This is a genomic window from Rhizobium esperanzae (assembly GCF_014197615.1).
In the GTDB taxonomy this organism is placed as follows: Bacteria; Pseudomonadota; Alphaproteobacteria; order Rhizobiales; family Rhizobiaceae; genus Rhizobium; species Rhizobium esperanzae_A.
On the sequence record NZ_JACIFY010000037.1, the window covers coordinates 1 to 15525 of the forward strand.

Sequence of the window (15525 nt, forward strand, 5' to 3'; positions counted from 1 at the left end):
CTCGACCAGAACGGCATTCCGCATATGCCCAATCCGAGCCATATCGTGCCGGTGCTGGTCGGCGATGCGGCCAAGTGCAAGTGGATCTCCGACCTGCTGCTCGATAATTGCGGCGTCTATGTCCAGCCGATCAATTATCCCACAGTGCCGAAGAAGACCGAGCGGCTGCGCATCACGCCGACGCCGCTGCATTCCGATGCCGATATCGCCCATCTCGTCGAGGCGCTGCATTCGCTCTGGTCGCGCTGCGCGCTCGCAAGGATGGTCGCCTGAGAATACAGGGCAAGACGCGGAATATGATCATGGCCGAAGCACAGGCATGAAGTCCGCCGAAGCGCCGCACTCGGTGTTTGCCTGCTCTTTCTATAGGGCGCGACTTCGATGAAAAAACGGGACTACTCCGCTTCCAGCAGAAGAGCTGTGGCGAGATAGCCCATGCTTATCGTGCTCGCGAAGAGATAGATGAACAGACCCTGGGCAATATAGTGCTGAACCTCCCCTGCCGCGGAACCGAAGGGCAAAAAGCCGTTCTGCCAAACCAGGAACCCGACAACGCATCCAATTGCGAAGCCCGTGGCCAATCGAGTGAGCATGAAACTGATCAGGCGAGGCATGGGGAAACCTCAAGTTGACTGAAATAAACGGCAGGCAACAGAGAATGTTCCAGCTGAAAATGATCTTTATCAACGACCCGTCAGGCCGGCCGTGTCAGGAACGCAGGAACCGAAGGACCTATAACAGTGCATCTTCTTCCTTTTTCGGCGAGCGTTTTCACGCTTCTCATTTTGCCCGGACCAACCAATGCGATATTGGCGATCGCATCTCAGGGGCAGACGTCCAGGCGGGCGATCATGCTTCTTGCAACGGTCGTCTTCGCCTATCTTGCGATTGTTCTTTCGGTCTCCGGTCTCGCCGCTCCCATTCTCCGTGATCATCCCGCGATTTCGCAGGCCGTCAAACTTGCTTCGGCGACTTGGGTCTTCTACCTCGCGCTCCGGCTCTGGGGTGTCGGATCGAGCCCTGTCACGGTCGTAAGAATACGACAGCTGGCCGTGACGACGCTGTTGAACCCCAAGGGGTTCATAATCGGGCTGACAATAATCCCTCCCGCGCAGCAGGCATCATCGATAGCCATTGTCGCCGTTCTCGCCTTCATGGTGCTTCTCGCCTCCTTTGTCTGGCTGTCGATGGGCAGGATCGTGCTGGGAGGCGAAAAACAGATACCCTTGTTTGCCCGGCGATGTAGCTCCGCAACTCTCTTCATATTCTCCGCTGCGCTCACCGTCAGCGCATTTTGACGGGGAAACTCCAGGGGCTTACTCGGCGGAGGAGGCAAGCTTGGGGGGATGTTATAAGCGATCGCATAGCCGCGTTATTGGAGCCGGACATGCGGCAACTGACGGGGCGATGATGGCCGATGTCAGTGGCCTCCTCTATGCCTCAGAGGTGAGCGTGCGAACGACATCCAAAAGAATGTTCGCACCTGCCACAAGATCCTCATCTGATGTGAATTCCTTTGGATTGTGGCTGATGCCATTCCTGCTCGGTACGAAAATCATGGCCGCCGGCGCAATGCGGGCGATCATCTGCGCATCGTGACCCGCTCCGGATGTCATGCGCTTGTGAGCCAGCCCTCGGGCCGCAGCACAGCTCTCGATGGCCCTCACAATGCCCTCGTCGAATTTGACTGGTTGGAACCTCGCCATCCGCTCGACACCGATGGTGACCTGTTCTTCCTGGGACAGCGTTTCCAGGAATGCGGCCAAGGCTGCTTCCTCCTGCTTCAGCCGATCCTCATCGGGATCCCGGAGATCCACTGTGAACGTCGCGCGGGAAGGGATGACGTTGATGGCGTTGGGCTCGAATGTGATACATCCGACCGTAGCCACGGTTGGCGTGTTGGATGCTTTTGCACGCTCGCGCAGGAATGTGATCACGCGCGCGGCGGCATATCCCGCATCTCGCCGCATCGAGATCGGAGTGGTGCCAGCGTGGTTGGCGTCACCTTCGATGGTCACCTTCTGCCAAGAGATCCCTTGCAGATTTTGGACGGCGCCCAAAGGAATGCCTTCCCGTTCGAGAACCGGACCCTGCTCGATATGAAGTTCGATGTAGGCATGGGGCCTCAGGAAGCCCGGCTCGTTTTCGCCCGCATAGCCGATCCGGACCAGTTCCTCTCCAAGCACCGAGCCATCGGTGCCGACGCTTGCCAAGCCCTCTTCGGTGCTGAGGCCTCCGGCGTAGACAAGTGAGCCCATCATGTCGGGGGCGTAACGCACGCCTTCTTCGTTCGTGAATGCGGCCACAACTATTGGTCTCGACGGTTGGAAGCCAGCTTCCTTGAGCGTCGCAATAACTTCCAAGCCGGAGATGACGCCATAACAACCATCGTAGATGCCGGCGTTGATCACGGTATCGATGTGGGATCCGAGCATCAGTGGAGCGTTGTCGACAACGCCGTCCGACCGCCAGATACCGAAGATGTTGCCGATGCGATCAACTGCGACCTCGATACCAGCTTCCTTGAGCCAATCGACAAACTGATCGCGGCCCAATTTTTCAGCATCGGAAGCGGCAAGGCGAACGAGCCTGCCTTCTGCGTCGCGCCCAATCTCGCCAAGGCGGCGAAGGCAACGGAGCAGTCGCTCGTCATTGATGGCAAGACTGTTCATCGGCGCGTGGCTCCCCAATCCGCAAGATCGCTAAAGTCGCGACAAGATAGTCTGAAACCACATCAATTTGGGCTGATTTATCGGGATCGTTTTGCAACTTTGTATCATTCAAGGCCTTCGAACGAATGAGACTTGCGAGGCGCGTCAACCCAGTGGAATCGATAGTCCGACTTTGACCCGGTCCATCGCAACGAACGTCCGGAAGTGCTTCACATTGTTGTTTTCGAAAAACAGGCGACGGGTGAGGGCTTCGTAGTCGCTCATGGATCTGACCGAAATCACCAGCATGAAGTCGGCTTCGCCGGTGACATAGTAGCATTGCTGCACTTCGGGCGCGGCCACAAAGGAACGCTTCGCCATCTCATAGAGATCCGTCCGCTCGCTCTCCATGGCGACTTGAGCAAAGAGAATGATCGGCTGACCAACCTTTGCCGGATCGACGATGGCGACGTTGGCCTGAATAACACCCGTTTCCTCGAGGCGCTTGATCCGGCGCTGCACGGCTGGTGCCGAAAGATTGACCAACTCGGCAATCTTACGTTGGGACATTTTGTTGTCTTGCTGCAGCAGCTTCAGGATCGCCTTGTCGGTGCGATCAAGTGTGATTTCATCGCTTGCTGAATTTTCGCTCATTTATGCACCCATTTAGCAGTCAAACCTTCGTCGAGAAGGCCAAATTTAAGCGCAAATTTGAAGCAGCTTGCAATATCATTAATTAATAATTTTTAGCGGGTGGACGACGGGATGCTGTTACTGAACGAAAACACGGACCACGGAAAGACACTGGATCCGTCCGACGCGGAAACACTGAGCCTGGCTGCGGCCGAGGAAGTCGAGCGGTTTCTCAACCATCGTGAAGGTCACAAGGAGACACCTCTCGTTTCGCTGTCTCATCTCGCGGACAAGTTGGACGTGACGTCGATCCACATCAAGGATGAGGGCCACCGTCTCGGTCTCGGAAGCTTCAAGGCTCTCGGTGGCTCATACGCCGTCATTCGTCTCGTGCTCGAGGAAGCTTCGCGCGAATTCGGCCGGGAGGTCGATATCGCCGAACTACATTCGCCCGAGGTGAAGGCTGTCGCACGCCGACTGACCGTGGCCTGCGCGACCGATGGAAACCATGGTCGTTCGGTGGCGCAAGGGGCACAGCTCGTCGGCGCGACCTGCGCGATCTTCGTGCACTCCGGTGTCAGCGCCGAGCGCATCGCAGCAATCGCGCGGTTCGGAGCAGAGATTATCCGGGTCGAAGGAAACTACGATGAATCGGTTGCCGAAGCGTCGCGTATTGCCTCCGAGAAGGGGTGGCAGACCGTTTCCGATACGTCGTGGCCGGGCTACGAACGGATCCCGGGCTTCGTGATGCAGGGTTACACTGCGCTCCTGAGAGAGACGGTTCGGCAGATACCCGAACGTCCGACGCATGTATTCATCCAATCAGGCGTGGGTGGTATCGCGGCAGCCGTGGCAGGCTACTTCACCCTTCTCTACGGTGACGATCGTCCATTCTTCACAGTTGTCGATCCTTCCCGGGCGGCCTGCCTCGTCGAAAGCGCCCGTGCAGGCAAGGCCGTCAAGATCGAACATGGCGAACCGACGGTCATGGCGATGCTGGAATGCTACGAACCGTCGCTGGTGGCCTGGCGCATCCTGTCCCGCAGCGCCGATGCGTTCATGACCGTCGAGGAAGAGGAAGCCGTCGGCGCGATGCGCCGTCTCGCCAATCCGGAGCCGGGCGATCCCGCCGTCGTTTCCGGCGAAAGCGGGGGCGTCGGTCTTGCTGCCCTGATCAAGATATCCGGCCATCAGGATCTCCGCTCGAAGCTGAAGCTTGGCAAGGACAGTCGCGTATTTCTCATCAACACCGAGGGCGCTACCGATCCAGCGCTCTATCAGAAGCTTGTCGGTGCCTCTCCAGAAGATATCGCGGCTCGTTCGAGCATTGAAATGGCGGGGGCACGGTAATGGCTGACCTTCAAAAGCTGCAGGAAGAGATGACAACATGGAGGCGCGATCTCCATCAGCACCCCGAGTTCGGCTTCGAGGAGAAGCGTACTTCGGCGTTCGTCGCTGCAAAGCTGCGCGAGTTCGGCCTCGAGGTTGCCGAGGGTCTCGGAGGAACGGGCGTCGTCGGGACCCTGAAGCGGGGGACGAGCAATCGCTCTATCGCGCTTCGCGCCGACATGGATGCCCTCCGCATCAACGAGCAAAGCAATCTGGCCTACAAGTCTGTAAATCCCGGCGTGATGCACGCCTGCGGTCATGATGGTCACACGACCATGCTGCTCGGAGCTGCCAAGCACCTTGCGTCCGAAGGCGGATTCGACGGCACCGTCCGTTTCATCTTCCAGCCGGCGGAGGAGTGGGGCAGGGGCGCGCTGTCGATGCTCGATGACGGCTTGATGGATCGTTTCCCGTTCGAGGAGATCTACGGGATTCACAATATGCCCGGCGTTCCAGTCGGCGTTTTGATGACGAAGTCCGGCGCCATGATGTCGGCCGAGGATAACTTCGAGATCATCCTGAGGGGCGTTGGCGGGCACGCCGCACGTCCGCATTGGGGCAACGAGGTTCTGGTGGCCGCCTGCGCAGTGGTGACGAACCTCCAGACGATCGTTTCGCGCAGGGTCAGCCCGACCGACGTTGCCGTGGTCTCGGTTACCGAACTCCTCACCGACGGCACTCGGAATGCGCTTCCGGGCCTGGCTCGCATCCTTGGCGATGCCCGCAGCTTCAAGGCCGAGGTCAGCGAGAATATCGAGAAACAGATGCGGATCATCGCCGAGGCGACTGCGGCAGCCTACAACGTCTCTGCGGAAATCAAGTATACGCGCGAATTCGTTCCGTTGATCAACGACGCCGAACTCACGGACGAGGTCTTCGAAGCCGCCCGCACTTTCCTTCCGTCGGAAAGCGTTCAGACGATCACTGAACCATTCACCGGATCGGAGGATTTCGCCCATTACCTCAGCCGGGTTCCCGGCTGCTTCCTGAACCTCGGGAACGGCTGGGGCTCGGCTCCTCTTCACAACCCGAGTTATGACAATGACGCCGGCCTGTCCTATGGCGTCAAAACCCATGCCGCCATCGTGCGGCGTCGTCTACCGGAGGCCGTTTCCTCCTGAGACGAAGCTCCCGGCCGCAAAGCGTCAGCGGTCGGGGAGTGGAGCAGCAAGCTCCGATCAACCCACTGTCGCAACATTCAAAAAAGGGGAATGACGATGAAGAAGTTTCTTCTGGCAGCAACCATGCTTGCCGCAATCAGCACTCCGGCGCTCGCCGACATGACGATTGGTTGGGGTGGTCCGATCACGGGCGGCAGCGCCGCAGTGGGCGAACAGAACCTCAACGGCGTTAAGCAGGCGATCGAGGACATCAACGCCGCGGGCGGCATCCTGGGGGAAAAGCTCGTCCTGCAGGTTGAAGACGATGCAGGCGATCCGAAACAGGCTGTTTCAGTGGCAAACCGTCTCGCAGCCGCCGGCGCCCAGTTCGTGATCGGCCACCAGAATTCCGGCGCCTCGATCCCGGCATCGGATGTCTATGCCGAAAATGGCATGCTGCAGGTCACACCGGCGTCGACGAACCCGAAATTCACGGAGCGCGGTCTCTGGAACACCTTCCGCACTTGCGGCCGCGATGACCAGCAAGGCACCGTTGCGGGGAATTATCTGACGAAGAATTTTGCCGGAAAGAACGTGTTCCTCGTTCACGACAAGACCCCGTACGGCCAGGGCCTGGTCGAAGAGGTCAAGAAGACGATCAATGCCGGCGGCCTGACCGAGGTCGGCTTTGAAGGCATCACCGTCGGCGAAAAGGATTATTCGGCGCTCATTGCCAAGATTAAGGAAACCAAGGCCGACGTCATCTATTTCGGTGGCGTCTACACGGCCTCATCCTGCGTCAGTTGCGCGACCAGGGCAACAAGATCGCAATGATCGGCGGCGACGCCGCCTTCTATCTCCGACGCGAGCTGTTCGTCTGGGTGGCCGGCAATGGCATACATTCCGCTTGCCGCTTCTATCGCCAACATCCTTCAATACCTGCGGCTGAGGAAGGGGCAAAACGCCAGCTACGACGCAAGCACGACTTTCGTGATCGGCCGACCTTCGAGGGTCAGGATTATCATCGGATTCCTTATCATGGGGGCATTCGCCGGCAAGGCCGTATTTCCGCTCCTTATCGGGCTCGTGCGCCGGTAATTCGGAACTGGAAGGCGGGCTTTGCTGCCCGTAGCATTATTCTGTTTGCGCGCTTGGGGGCGGCGCGCCTTCACCGCCGGGACGGCAACACCCGCAGAACGAAGGGGTCGTCGGTTCTATTCCGTTCAACTGCAAGACTCTCATTTAGGCCTGCAGTTGGCTAAGGGCGGCTATTTAACCGCTTGTTTTTGCGTCGCAACAATCGCGGAACGCTATCATAATTTAGTAGGTGCCTACTGAAGGCATATCTCACTTTTGGGATTATTCAAGATTCGAGCGCGCACATTTTGCTTTACAAATGTTTTAAAGTCTATGAAGTTGTGCATGACTTTACAGGATGGGACGAATTGCTTTGAGCCAGACACGTTTTGCCACACGACTGAATTCCTTCGCCTCTGGTGCGCACCTCGCCTGGCCGGGGCAGCCCGGAAAGCCTTCAGTGATACAGATGGCGGCGCGCGCTGCCCGCGTTAACGGTTTGACCGACCTCGACCTCAACTATCCCGATCATGTGAACGACAATCCGGCCGAAATGTCTCGCAGACTGGGCGATCTCGGTCTGCAGATCAATGGTTTCGCCATGCGGTATTACACCAACCCGGATTTCAAGCTGGGCGCATTCACCCATCCGGAAAAGGCCGTCCGGCGTGAGGCGATCGATCTGACGAAGAAGGGCATTGACGCAGCGAGAGAAGCCGGATCGAAGCTGATGACGATCTGGCTCGGGCAGGATGGCTTCGACTACGCCTTTCAGGCCGACTACACAGCTATGTGGCAACACGAGATCGACGGAATCCGTGAAGTTTGCTTGCATGACCCGGACTGCCTGATCTCCATCGAATACAAGCCGAACGAGCCGCGCTCATACAGCTTGATGCCCGATGCCGCGACCACGCTGCTCGCCATCAAGGAAGTCGGCGCAAAGAACCTTGGAGTGACGCTCGACCTCGCCCATGTCCTCTATGCCGACGAACAGCCGGCCTTTGCTGCAGCGCTGATCGCGCGCCACAGCCGGATCCTTGGGGTCCATCTGAACGATGGATATGCCAAGCGCGATGACGGGTTGATGGTCGGTGCGGTGCACACGCTCCAGACCGTCGAGTTGCTCCGCCAGATCCGCCGGGACGGCTATGACGGCGCGATCTACTTCGACACGTTCCCTGATCTGACCGGTCTCGACCCGGTTCGCGAATGCGAGGTCAACATCAAGACCGTCCAACGGATGTTGAAGGTCGTCGACCGCCTCGAGCAGGACAATCGCCTTTCGAGCGCGATTGACCGACAGGACGCCGTTTCCACGCAGGCCATTGTACAGGAGTTGATGTTCGGCGCGGACCACTGAACCAGCTTAACCCCCCGGGAGGAATTCCATGAACAGACTTTTCGCCGCGGCTCTTGCCGCCACCCTTTGTGCTGGCATCGCGACAGCGCAGGAACTGAAGCCCCTCAACTCAGACTCCGAGCCGGACCGCATGGACTGGTCCGATCTCGATGCTAAGCTTGGCGCAATGCCGAAACTGCCGGAATGTCTGAAAGTCGGCGGTGTCTCCAAGACGCTGACTAATGAATATTGGCGCTCGCTCGGCGAAGGTTATCAGAAGTTCGCTGACAAGCTCGGTGTTGCTGTCGCCTATCAGGCCGCCCAGAGTGAAGGCGACCAACTCGGCCAGCTGACGATCGCCGAAGGCATGGTCACCCAGGGCTACAATGTCTTGCTGGTGTCTCCGCAGACCGACGCCAATCTCCAGCCTGTCGTGGAACAGGCCAACGCGGCCAACGTCCCCGTCGTGAATGTCAACGACGCCGTGATCCCGCAGGCGGAGCACTATGTCGGCAACGTTCAGCGTGACAATGGCGTGCGCGTCGCCAAGTGGTTCATCGACAACCGCCCGAACGGCGGCAAGGTCGCGATCATCGAGGGGCAGGCGGGTGTTTATGCTGCTGTGCAGCGCACCGACGGCTTCAAGAGCACGATCGAGGAAGGCGGCAAGTTCACCGTCGTCTCCAGTGTTCCCGGCAACTGGGATCGTCAGATGTCTTATGACGCGGCGACCAACATCCTGCAGCAGCATCCGGACCTCGTCGGCTTCTATTGCAACAATGACGGTATGGCGCTCGGTGTCGTTGAGGCTGTCAAGGCAGCCGGCTTGCAGGACAAGGTGGTGGTCTTCGGGACAGATGGCATCTCCGACGCCTACAAATCGATCGCCGCCGGTGAGCTTACTGGCACTGTTGATAGTTTTCCGGTTCTGACGGGTGAGGTCGCTATGGAAGTGGCGCTCCGCCTCGTCGCCGGCCAAAAGCTGCCGCGCGTTGTCGCGACGCCGCAGGCCCTGATCACCAAAGAGAACATCAAGGACTTCCAAGGCGAGGGGGTCGACGTGCGCTCGGTATTGATGAAGGCCGCAGGCAAGTAAACGCCTCCCCAGGCGGGGCGGCCGGCACTCAGCCGGTCGTCCTCATTCTCAAAGGTTTCGGTTCCATGGCTTCTCCCAGACTGGCGTTCGAGAACATCTCCAAGGTCTTCCCCGGCGTGAAGGCGCTCGCGGAAGTCTCTTTCGATGTTGCGCCGGGTGAAATCCACGCCCTTCTTGGTGAGAACGGCGCGGGAAAATCAACCCTGCTGCGCATCCTCTCCGGCGTCTTCAGGCCGACGGAAGGCGAGGTCAAGGTCGACGAGGTAATCCATCATTTCGGCAAACCGGAAAGCGCCCGTCAGGCGGGGATCGCCATGATCCATCAGGAGCTTCAGCAAGTCCCCCATCTCACTGTCGCTCAGAACATGTTTCTCGGTCATTCCCTCACCAAGCTCGGCGGTATCATCGTCGACCGTCGCGAGCAGGAGCGTCGAGCCGCCGAAGCCCTGGCGATGATCGATCCGGCGATTGATCCGTCTGCGCCGATTTCCTCGCTGAAAGTCGCCCAACGGCAGGTCGTCGAGATCGCCCGTGCACTCCTTGACAGGGCCAAGATCGTCGCCATGGACGAGCCGACATCGAGCCTGACACCCAGTGAATTCGAAAGACTTGCCGAAATCATCGAGCGGCTTGCCGCGAACGGCGTGTCGATCATCTATGTATCTCACAAGATGGACGAGGTCTTCCGAGTCTGCCAAAGGGCAACCGTGATGCGTGACGGGCGGGTCGTCCGCGCAGGGGTCGATCTCAAGAAGACGGCGCCGGAAGATGTCATCGCCATGATGGTCGGCCGCGAACTGCTGGTCGAAGAGCACCATTCGCACGCAACCGCTACGGTGAGCGTCGAAGTCCGCAACCTTTCCAGCCATCGTATCCGCGACGTTTCGTTCGACCTCCATCAGGGGGAAGTTCTCGGCGTGGCTGGTCTGGTCGGCTCCGGTCGGACCGAGCTTCTGCGTGCGCTCTCCGGCGCCGACAGGGTGACGGCCGGCACGGTAAAGGTGGACGGGACGACTTTGGCGCTTTCCGATCCTCGCGCGGCCATCGCCGCCGGGATCGGCCTCCTGCCCGAAGAGCGCAAGCGGGAAGGGATCATTCCCGGGAGGTCGGTGACGTCGAATATGGCTCTGCCTTCGATGGCGCGTTTTTCGAAAGCAGGCATCATCAACCACCGCAAGCTCCAGCGAACGGCGGAAAACCTTCTCAAGCGAGTCAATCTGCGGCCCTTTCAGCTCGATCGCCCAATCAGACTTTTCAGCGGCGGCAACCAGCAGAAGGCCATCATCGCGCGCTGGCTCGCCGCCGGCTCGCGCATCCTTCTCTTCGACGAGCCGACCCGCGGCATCGACGTTGGCGCGAAATCCGAAATCTATCATCTGATTGAAGAACTCGCCGCCGATGGTCATTGCGTGATCGTCGTCTCCTCAGAGCTTCCGGAAGTGATGAGGCTGTCCGACCGCGTGCTCGTGATGCGCGACAGCGCTGTCGTCGTCGAACTTGGCCGCCACGAGCTCAGCGAAGAAACCATCGTCTCCCACGCCGTCGGCACTACCAATAGCCGCCTCGGCTCGGCGTGACCAACAGGAACAAGCTTATGTCCGACACCATCGAAAATGCCGCAGCGCCGTCGTCCAAATTTCTCGGATCGTTGTCGGTCCGCGACGCCGGCACGCTGATCGGCCTTGTCGCCATCGTGCTGATCTTCGGCCTGTTGGCTCCCGATTTCCTCTCGCAAAGAAACCTTCTGAACATCCTCCAGCAATCCAGCATCAACGCCTGCCTCGCGCTCGGCATGACGCTGGTGATCATCTCGGGCGGTATCGACCTCTCTGTCGGACCAACCGCGGCGATCGCCGCCGTCATCTCGGCTACGTTGCTTGTGGCCGGCATCCCGGTACCGGTCGCCATCCTCGCGGGGCTCGGCATTGGTGTCCTCTGCGGTCTCGTCAACGGCGTGCTCGTCGCCTATGCCGGGTTGCAGCCCTTCATTGTGACGCTCGGAACGCTCAGTACTTATCGCGCCATCGCGCTCATCTATACCGGCGGCAATCCGGTGCTCGGTGTCCCGCAAAGCTTCCGATCGCTGTTCAACGGGAGTGTGGCTGGTATTCCGAATTCGGTCATCATGGTGGCTTTCGTCGCACTTTTCGCCTGGGTGCTTCTCAAGAAGACGCCGATGGGTGAATACCTCCTCGCCGTCGGTGGCAACGAAGAAGCGGCTTATGTCGCCGGTGTCCCGATCGCGATGACCAAGATTACCGCTTATGTGATTTCCGCTGTTCTCGCGGCGCTCGCCTCTATGATCCTCATCGGCCGCCTTGGTGCCGCCGAGCCGATCCTGGGTAACCTGTGGGAGCTCGACGCGATTGCTGCAGCGGCCATCGGAGGGGCTTCGCTGATGGGCGGCAAGGGCAGCGTCATCGGCACGCTGCTCGGCGCGATCATTCTCGGGGCGATGCGCAACGGATTGACGTTGATGAACGTCCAGGCCTTCTACCAACTTCTTGCCACTGGCCTTATTATCCTTGTCGCGATGATGATCGATCGCGTCACAAGGGGACGGGGATGAATTCTGCAAATGATCTCAAGGCGGTGGGCCCGCGCATCCGGATGATGATGCCCCAGCTCACCCCCTTGGAGGCACGCGTCGTCGAGACCGTATTCGGACTGAGGGATTTCTCGGAAGACACCGCTCTCAAGGACTTGGCGGCCGAAGCCGGAGTGTCCGAGGCGATGGTGGTGAAGATCACCAAGAAGCTGGGCTTTACAGGATTCCGTGACTTCCGCACGGCGGTTTCGAGCTACAATAAGCTCCCCACAGCGGAAATGCATCAGGAACTGTCCGCGGAAGACAGCTCCCAGGAAATCATCCAGAAGGTCTTCCGCACGTCGATCAACGCGCTGGAAGAAACCCTTGCGATCATTGATGTCGATGGCTTTGATCGCGCCGCCGACTTGTTGGCGAAACCGGGACAACGCGATTTCTACGGTGTCGGAGGCTCGGCGCAAATTGCGCGGGACGTCGCTCACAAGTTTCTGAGGATCGGCGTCCGGTGCAACGTTCAGGACGACTCGCACATGATGTTGATGTCGGCATCGCTGCTCGGAGCGGACGACGTGGCCATCGGCTTCTCGCATTCGGGCAACACCACGGCGGTGATCGAAGCGATACAGCTTGCGCGGAAGTCGGGTGCGCGGACGATCGCCATCACCAATTACGGCGGATCGGCCTTGGCGCAGATCGCCGACATCGTCTTATGTTCTACGGCGCAGGGATCGCCTCTGATGGGCGAGAACGCGGCGGCGCGGATCGCGCAACTCAACATACTCGACGCGCTTTTCATGGCGGTCGCCAAGAGAAACTACCAGGCGGCGGAGAGAAATCTCGAAAAGACGATGTCCGCCGTCACATCCAAGCGCAAGGACAAGCTTCCATGACCACCGCCTCACCCTCCGTTGTCGTCTTCGGCAGCCTGCATTACGACATCATGGTGCATGGCCCGGCGCGTCCCCGGAAAGGTGAGACAGTGACGGGAAACAGCTGGCATCCAAAATGCGGCGGCAAGGGTGGCAACCAGGCGTTATCCGCCGCGAAGGCCGGGGTGCGCTCGCATATGATCGGCGCTGTGGCCAACGATGACTTCGGTCGCGCCCTGACAGAAAATCTCGCGCGCGGCAATGTGGACCACCGCTTCGTCAAGACGGTGGCCGGCGTCGGGAGCGGCATGAGCGTCGCAATCTTCGACAGCGAGGGTGATTACGGCGCGGTGATCGTGTCGGGCAGCAACCTCACGCTCGGCCAGCCGGATGTCGACGCCGCAAGCGAGGTTTTCGCGGCGGGCGGGGTCTTGGTGTTGCAAAACGAAGTCCCTGATCATGCCAACGTCTCTGCTGCGCGAGCGATTAAGGCTGTTGGCGGTCAGGTGGTATTGAATTCTGCCCCCGCCCGGCACTTGTCGGAAGAGTTGGAGCAACTTGTCGACGTACTCGTCGTCAATGCTATCGAGGCCGAGCAATTGGCTGCGGTTCCAGTGGTCGACACTTTGGCTGGCGCGCTCGGCGCTGCGAGGCAATTGGCCGATCGGTTCCCTGTCGTCGTGGTGACGGCTGGCGGGGAAGGTGTGGCATGCGCCACGAAGGGGGGCGATGAGTTCACGGTCGCCGCGATCAAGGTCGAACTCGTCAGCACCCATGGAGCAGGCGACGAGTTCACGGGTGTCCTTGCCGCCGAACTAGCGCGCGGGAAGGAAATCCATACGGCTTTGCAAGCTGCCAACCGGGCCGCCGCGATCCTAGTGAGCACGCGGCATCCTGAGTAAAAACAGCGTTCGCTAGCAGTTGGCCTAGAAGGGAGGGGCGCATGATTTGTGCAGGCACTTATCGGTGAGGGACTTCACGACTCCGTGCCCGAGGATGTCGTGGAGCCGGTTTGCTCGTCAGGCAGGCAAAACCAGTTTCCGCACGCGGCCGTCGCGGAAGATTGGTCACCGCCATCGCCACCTCGTGGTCTCCCCCAGCACTTCCGTTCAGATGGCGTACGAAATCCGTAAAGTAGCCTGAGGCGTGAACGGATCTTCGCTGCACGGCGATCGTCTGGGGAATTTCGGAGAACGCCCTCCACCAGCCGGAAGCCGGAAGTTCGCCCCGAAATCTGAACGAGGAATTCCGTCAATCCCGCAGCCGCGTCGCACTGCGAGCTGACAAGGAGATGGACGGCAGCCGCCGGGCTGTCAGTGTGCGAGACCACGGCTTTTTCAAGAATACGTTCGAGCTGCTTCGTATAGGCGGCACTTCTTGCCGAGGCTATCCGCACTTCTCCAGCATCGACGTCTCCGACCGTTCGAAACACTGCGACCTCCGGCCCTGATGGCAGCGTCCCCGCATTGATCGAGAAGCCAATCGCCAACGATATTGCCGCTGGCGAGACGCTTGTTCAGGTAGCCGAGGCCAAAGGCGTGCCGATTACTTGAGGCGCGTGGCTATCTTCTCGATTGCCTTATTGGCACAGGCCTCATCCAAATTGCCGCCTGGCGCACCTCCCACACCGATCGCTCCCACCACATCTTTTCCGATCTTGATCGGTATGCCACCCGCTAGAACGAGGAACCCTGGAATGTCAACGAGGCCAGCTGCCCCGGCGTTCTTGGCGGCGTTCTCGGCCAACGCGCCGGTCGTGTTTCGCGAGGAAGCGGATGTGAAGGCCTTGGCGCTCGATGAATTCACCGTATGAGGCCCCGCGCTCTCGGCTCGGACAAGAGCCAAGAGAACTCCGGATCGGTCGGTCACGGCCGCGGATACGTTGTACCCATCGCTGGAGCATGCAGAGACAGCTGTTTGGGCAATTTCGACTGCAAGGGTCGTGCCGAGGCTGGTCTGTTGCACAGTATCCTCAGCGAAGGCCGAGGCAGCGACAAGGGTGGAAACCGCGATCGAGAGTAGGGTAATCTTCATTTTGGCAAACCTTCCAGTTGTTGTGTTGCTGCTTGCCAACCTAGATCATCGCGCAATCGTCCTGAATTCGCACCGACACTGAGGGGAGTCGGTAATATTACTGACGTGCGGCGAGCCAGATGCGCGTCTGTTCCGCCACTGCCGGGGTTCCAACCTTCATTGCGATGCTCGCCCGATGGCTATCCACCGTTCTGACCGAAACATCGAGCGCTGCCGCAATCTCCTTGCTGCTAAAGCCTTTCGACGCGAGATCCATTACTTCAAGTTCACGAGACGTAAGCCGTTCAAGCAGTCGCCCGCTTTCCTGGCGGATCAGGAGATCGTCGAGAGCGGCCTCGCACGAAGCGATCGCTTCCATCAGAACATGTTCGTCGACCGGTTTGGCAAGAAAATCTATCACGCCCGCTTTGAACGCGCGGCGGCATGCTTCCACATCACCATGACCAGTGATCATCAACGCCGGCCACCGGATGCGCAATTCATCTAACTTTTTCAGAAGCTGCAAGCCACTCGTCGCCGGCATCCTCAAGTCAAGGATGAGGATGCCGGGCTGCGCTATCTCGATATTTGTGAGGAGGTGCGTAGCGTGGGAAAAAGTTCTCACTTCCTTGCCGTATGTAGCGAGCAAAAGGGTCATTGCCTCACGAACGGAAGCGTCGTCGTCGACAAGGTAAATCATGTGGCGCTTCCAGGCGATGTCGTCATTCTCGACAATGTCGGCTTCCACAAGAGCGAGCGTGCCGCACAACTGGTCAAGGAGCGGGGAGCATGGCTGCTGTTCTTGCC

Annotated in this window: 17 protein-coding genes; 12 read left to right on the plus strand and 5 right to left on the minus strand. The window is 59.3% G+C overall.

What is annotated here, in order from left to right; genetic code table 11:
- The coding region (locus GGD57_RS28590) for an aminotransferase class I/II-fold pyridoxal phosphate-dependent enzyme (RefSeq protein WP_184473531.1) at window positions 1–273 on the plus strand (273 nt) is incomplete at its 5' end.
- Between the two features lie 122 nt (window positions 274–395).
- Here GGD57_RS28590 and GGD57_RS28595 read toward each other — a convergent pair.
- Window positions 396–614 (minus strand): hypothetical protein, encoded by a 219-nt coding sequence (locus tag GGD57_RS28595; protein ID WP_184473532.1) that lies wholly within the window; start codon window positions 612–614, stop codon window positions 396–398.
- 126 nt (window positions 615–740) lie between these two features.
- On the opposite strand from GGD57_RS28595, the gene GGD57_RS28600 reads away from it, so the two are divergent.
- Window positions 741–1298 (plus strand): threonine transporter RhtB, encoded by a 558-nt coding sequence (locus tag GGD57_RS28600; RefSeq protein ID WP_184473533.1) that lies wholly within the window; start codon window positions 741–743, stop codon window positions 1296–1298.
- A 135-nt stretch (window positions 1299–1433) separates the two neighbouring features.
- Here GGD57_RS28600 and GGD57_RS28605 read toward each other — a convergent pair whose 3' ends face one another.
- Together GGD57_RS28605 and GGD57_RS28610 are read right to left on the minus strand one after the other, a co-directional pair.
- Window positions 1434–2672 carry a Zn-dependent hydrolase gene (locus GGD57_RS28605; RefSeq protein WP_184473534.1) on the minus strand — a complete coding sequence of 413 codons (1239 nt, stop codon included), beginning with the start codon at window positions 2670–2672 and terminating at the stop codon, window positions 1434–1436.
- 144 nt (window positions 2673–2816) lie between these two features.
- Window positions 2817–3305 carry an Lrp/AsnC family transcriptional regulator gene (locus GGD57_RS28610; RefSeq protein ID WP_184473535.1) on the minus strand — a complete coding sequence of 163 codons (489 nt, stop codon included), beginning with the start codon at window positions 3303–3305 and terminating at the stop codon, window positions 2817–2819.
- Window positions 3306–3416: 111 nt separating this feature from the next.
- On the opposite strand from GGD57_RS28610, the gene GGD57_RS28615 reads away from it, so the two are divergent.
- The 10 genes from GGD57_RS28615 (at window position 3417) to GGD57_RS28655 (ending at window position 13607) form a co-directional block, all read left to right on the plus strand.
- The gene (locus GGD57_RS28615) at window positions 3417–4634 is read left to right on the plus strand and encodes a diaminopropionate ammonia-lyase (protein ID WP_184473536.1); all 1218 of its coding nucleotides are present in this window, start codon (window positions 3417–3419) and stop codon (window positions 4632–4634) included.
- A complete protein-coding gene (locus GGD57_RS28620; RefSeq protein ID WP_184473537.1) occupies window positions 4634–5794 on the plus strand; it encodes a M20 aminoacylase family protein in 1161 nt (386 codons plus the stop codon). The genes GGD57_RS28615 and GGD57_RS28620 overlap by 1 nt, the downstream gene beginning before the upstream one ends.
- Before the next feature lie 96 nt (window positions 5795–5890).
- Window positions 5891–6607, plus strand: a complete 717-nt coding sequence (locus GGD57_RS29340) for a branched-chain amino acid ABC transporter substrate-binding protein (RefSeq protein ID WP_432443408.1) — start codon at window positions 5891–5893, stop codon at window positions 6605–6607.
- 57 nt (window positions 6608–6664) lie between these two features.
- Complete coding sequence (locus tag GGD57_RS29345) at window positions 6665–6871, plus strand: hypothetical protein (protein ID WP_246713756.1); 207 nt, start codon at window positions 6665–6667, stop codon at window positions 6869–6871.
- Window positions 6872–7208: 337 nt separating this feature from the next.
- The gene (locus GGD57_RS28630; protein ID WP_184473538.1) at window positions 7209–8213 is read left to right on the plus strand and encodes a sugar phosphate isomerase/epimerase family protein; all 1005 of its coding nucleotides are present in this window, start codon (window positions 7209–7211) and stop codon (window positions 8211–8213) included.
- A 28-nt stretch (window positions 8214–8241) separates the two neighbouring features.
- A complete protein-coding gene (locus GGD57_RS28635; protein WP_184473539.1) occupies window positions 8242–9288 on the plus strand; it encodes a sugar ABC transporter substrate-binding protein in 1047 nt (348 codons plus the stop codon).
- Between the two features lie 65 nt (window positions 9289–9353).
- On the plus strand, window positions 9354–10865 hold the full coding sequence (locus GGD57_RS28640; protein WP_184473540.1) for a sugar ABC transporter ATP-binding protein: 1512 nt from the start codon (window positions 9354–9356) through the stop codon (window positions 10863–10865).
- A gap of 17 nt (window positions 10866–10882) precedes the next feature.
- Window positions 10883–11857 (plus strand): ABC transporter permease, encoded by a 975-nt coding sequence (locus GGD57_RS28645; protein ID WP_184473541.1) that lies wholly within the window; start codon window positions 10883–10885, stop codon window positions 11855–11857.
- Window positions 11854–12726: a MurR/RpiR family transcriptional regulator gene (locus tag GGD57_RS28650; RefSeq protein ID WP_184473542.1), complete on the plus strand. Its 873-nt coding sequence runs from the start codon at window positions 11854–11856 to the stop codon at window positions 12724–12726. Before GGD57_RS28645 ends, GGD57_RS28650 begins: the two co-directional genes overlap by 4 nt.
- Complete coding sequence (locus GGD57_RS28655; protein WP_184473543.1) at window positions 12723–13607, plus strand: ribokinase; 885 nt, start codon at window positions 12723–12725, stop codon at window positions 13605–13607. Before GGD57_RS28650 ends, GGD57_RS28655 begins: the two co-directional genes overlap by 4 nt.
- A 643-nt stretch (window positions 13608–14250) precedes the next feature.
- Here the strand turns inward: GGD57_RS28655 and GGD57_RS28660 are convergent.
- On the minus strand, window positions 14251–14739 hold the full coding sequence (locus GGD57_RS28660; RefSeq protein ID WP_184473544.1) for a GlcG/HbpS family heme-binding protein: 489 nt from the start codon (window positions 14737–14739) through the stop codon (window positions 14251–14253).
- 97 nt (window positions 14740–14836) lie between these two features.
- Window positions 14837–15418 carry a response regulator transcription factor gene (locus GGD57_RS28665; protein ID WP_184473545.1) on the minus strand — a complete coding sequence of 194 codons (582 nt, stop codon included), beginning with the start codon at window positions 15416–15418 and terminating at the stop codon, window positions 14837–14839.
- Window positions 15419–15525: the final 107 nt, after the last annotated feature.

Bases quoted from the DNA above. Each gene is read 5' to 3' on its own strand.
- GGD57_RS28635 (WP_184473539.1), top strand. From the start codon at position 8,242: ATGAACAGACTTTTCGCCGCGGCTCTTGCCGCCACCCTTTGTGCTGGC.
- GGD57_RS29340 (WP_432443408.1), top strand. From the start codon at position 5,891: ATGAAGAAGTTTCTTCTGGCAGCAACCATGCTTGCCGCAATCAGCACT.
- GGD57_RS28640 (WP_184473540.1), top strand. From the start codon at position 9,354: ATGGCTTCTCCCAGACTGGCGTTCGAGAACATCTCCAAGGTCTTCCCC.
- GGD57_RS28660 (WP_184473544.1), bottom strand. From the start codon at position 14,739: ATGAAGATTACCCTACTCTCGATCGCGGTTTCCACCCTTGTCGCTGCC.
- GGD57_RS28605 (WP_184473534.1), bottom strand. From the start codon at position 2,672: ATGAACAGTCTTGCCATCAATGACGAGCGACTGCTCCGTTGCCTTCGC.
- GGD57_RS28665 (WP_184473545.1), bottom strand. From the start codon at position 15,418: ATGATTTACCTTGTCGACGACGACGCTTCCGTTCGTGAGGCAATGACC.
- GGD57_RS28610 (WP_184473535.1), bottom strand. From the start codon at position 3,305: ATGAGCGAAAATTCAGCAAGCGATGAAATCACACTTGATCGCACCGAC.
- GGD57_RS28620 (WP_184473537.1), top strand. From the start codon at position 4,634: ATGGCTGACCTTCAAAAGCTGCAGGAAGAGATGACAACATGGAGGCGC.
- GGD57_RS28595 (WP_184473532.1), bottom strand. From the start codon at position 614: ATGCCTCGCCTGATCAGTTTCATGCTCACTCGATTGGCCACGGGCTTC.
- GGD57_RS29345 (WP_246713756.1), top strand. From the start codon at position 6,665: ATGGCATACATTCCGCTTGCCGCTTCTATCGCCAACATCCTTCAATAC.
- GGD57_RS28630 (WP_184473538.1), top strand. From the start codon at position 7,209: ATGGGACGAATTGCTTTGAGCCAGACACGTTTTGCCACACGACTGAAT.
- GGD57_RS28645 (WP_184473541.1), top strand. From the start codon at position 10,883: ATGTCCGACACCATCGAAAATGCCGCAGCGCCGTCGTCCAAATTTCTC.
- GGD57_RS28615 (WP_184473536.1), top strand. From the start codon at position 3,417: ATGCTGTTACTGAACGAAAACACGGACCACGGAAAGACACTGGATCCG.
- GGD57_RS28650 (WP_184473542.1), top strand. From the start codon at position 11,854: ATGAATTCTGCAAATGATCTCAAGGCGGTGGGCCCGCGCATCCGGATG.
- GGD57_RS28655 (WP_184473543.1), top strand. From the start codon at position 12,723: ATGACCACCGCCTCACCCTCCGTTGTCGTCTTCGGCAGCCTGCATTAC.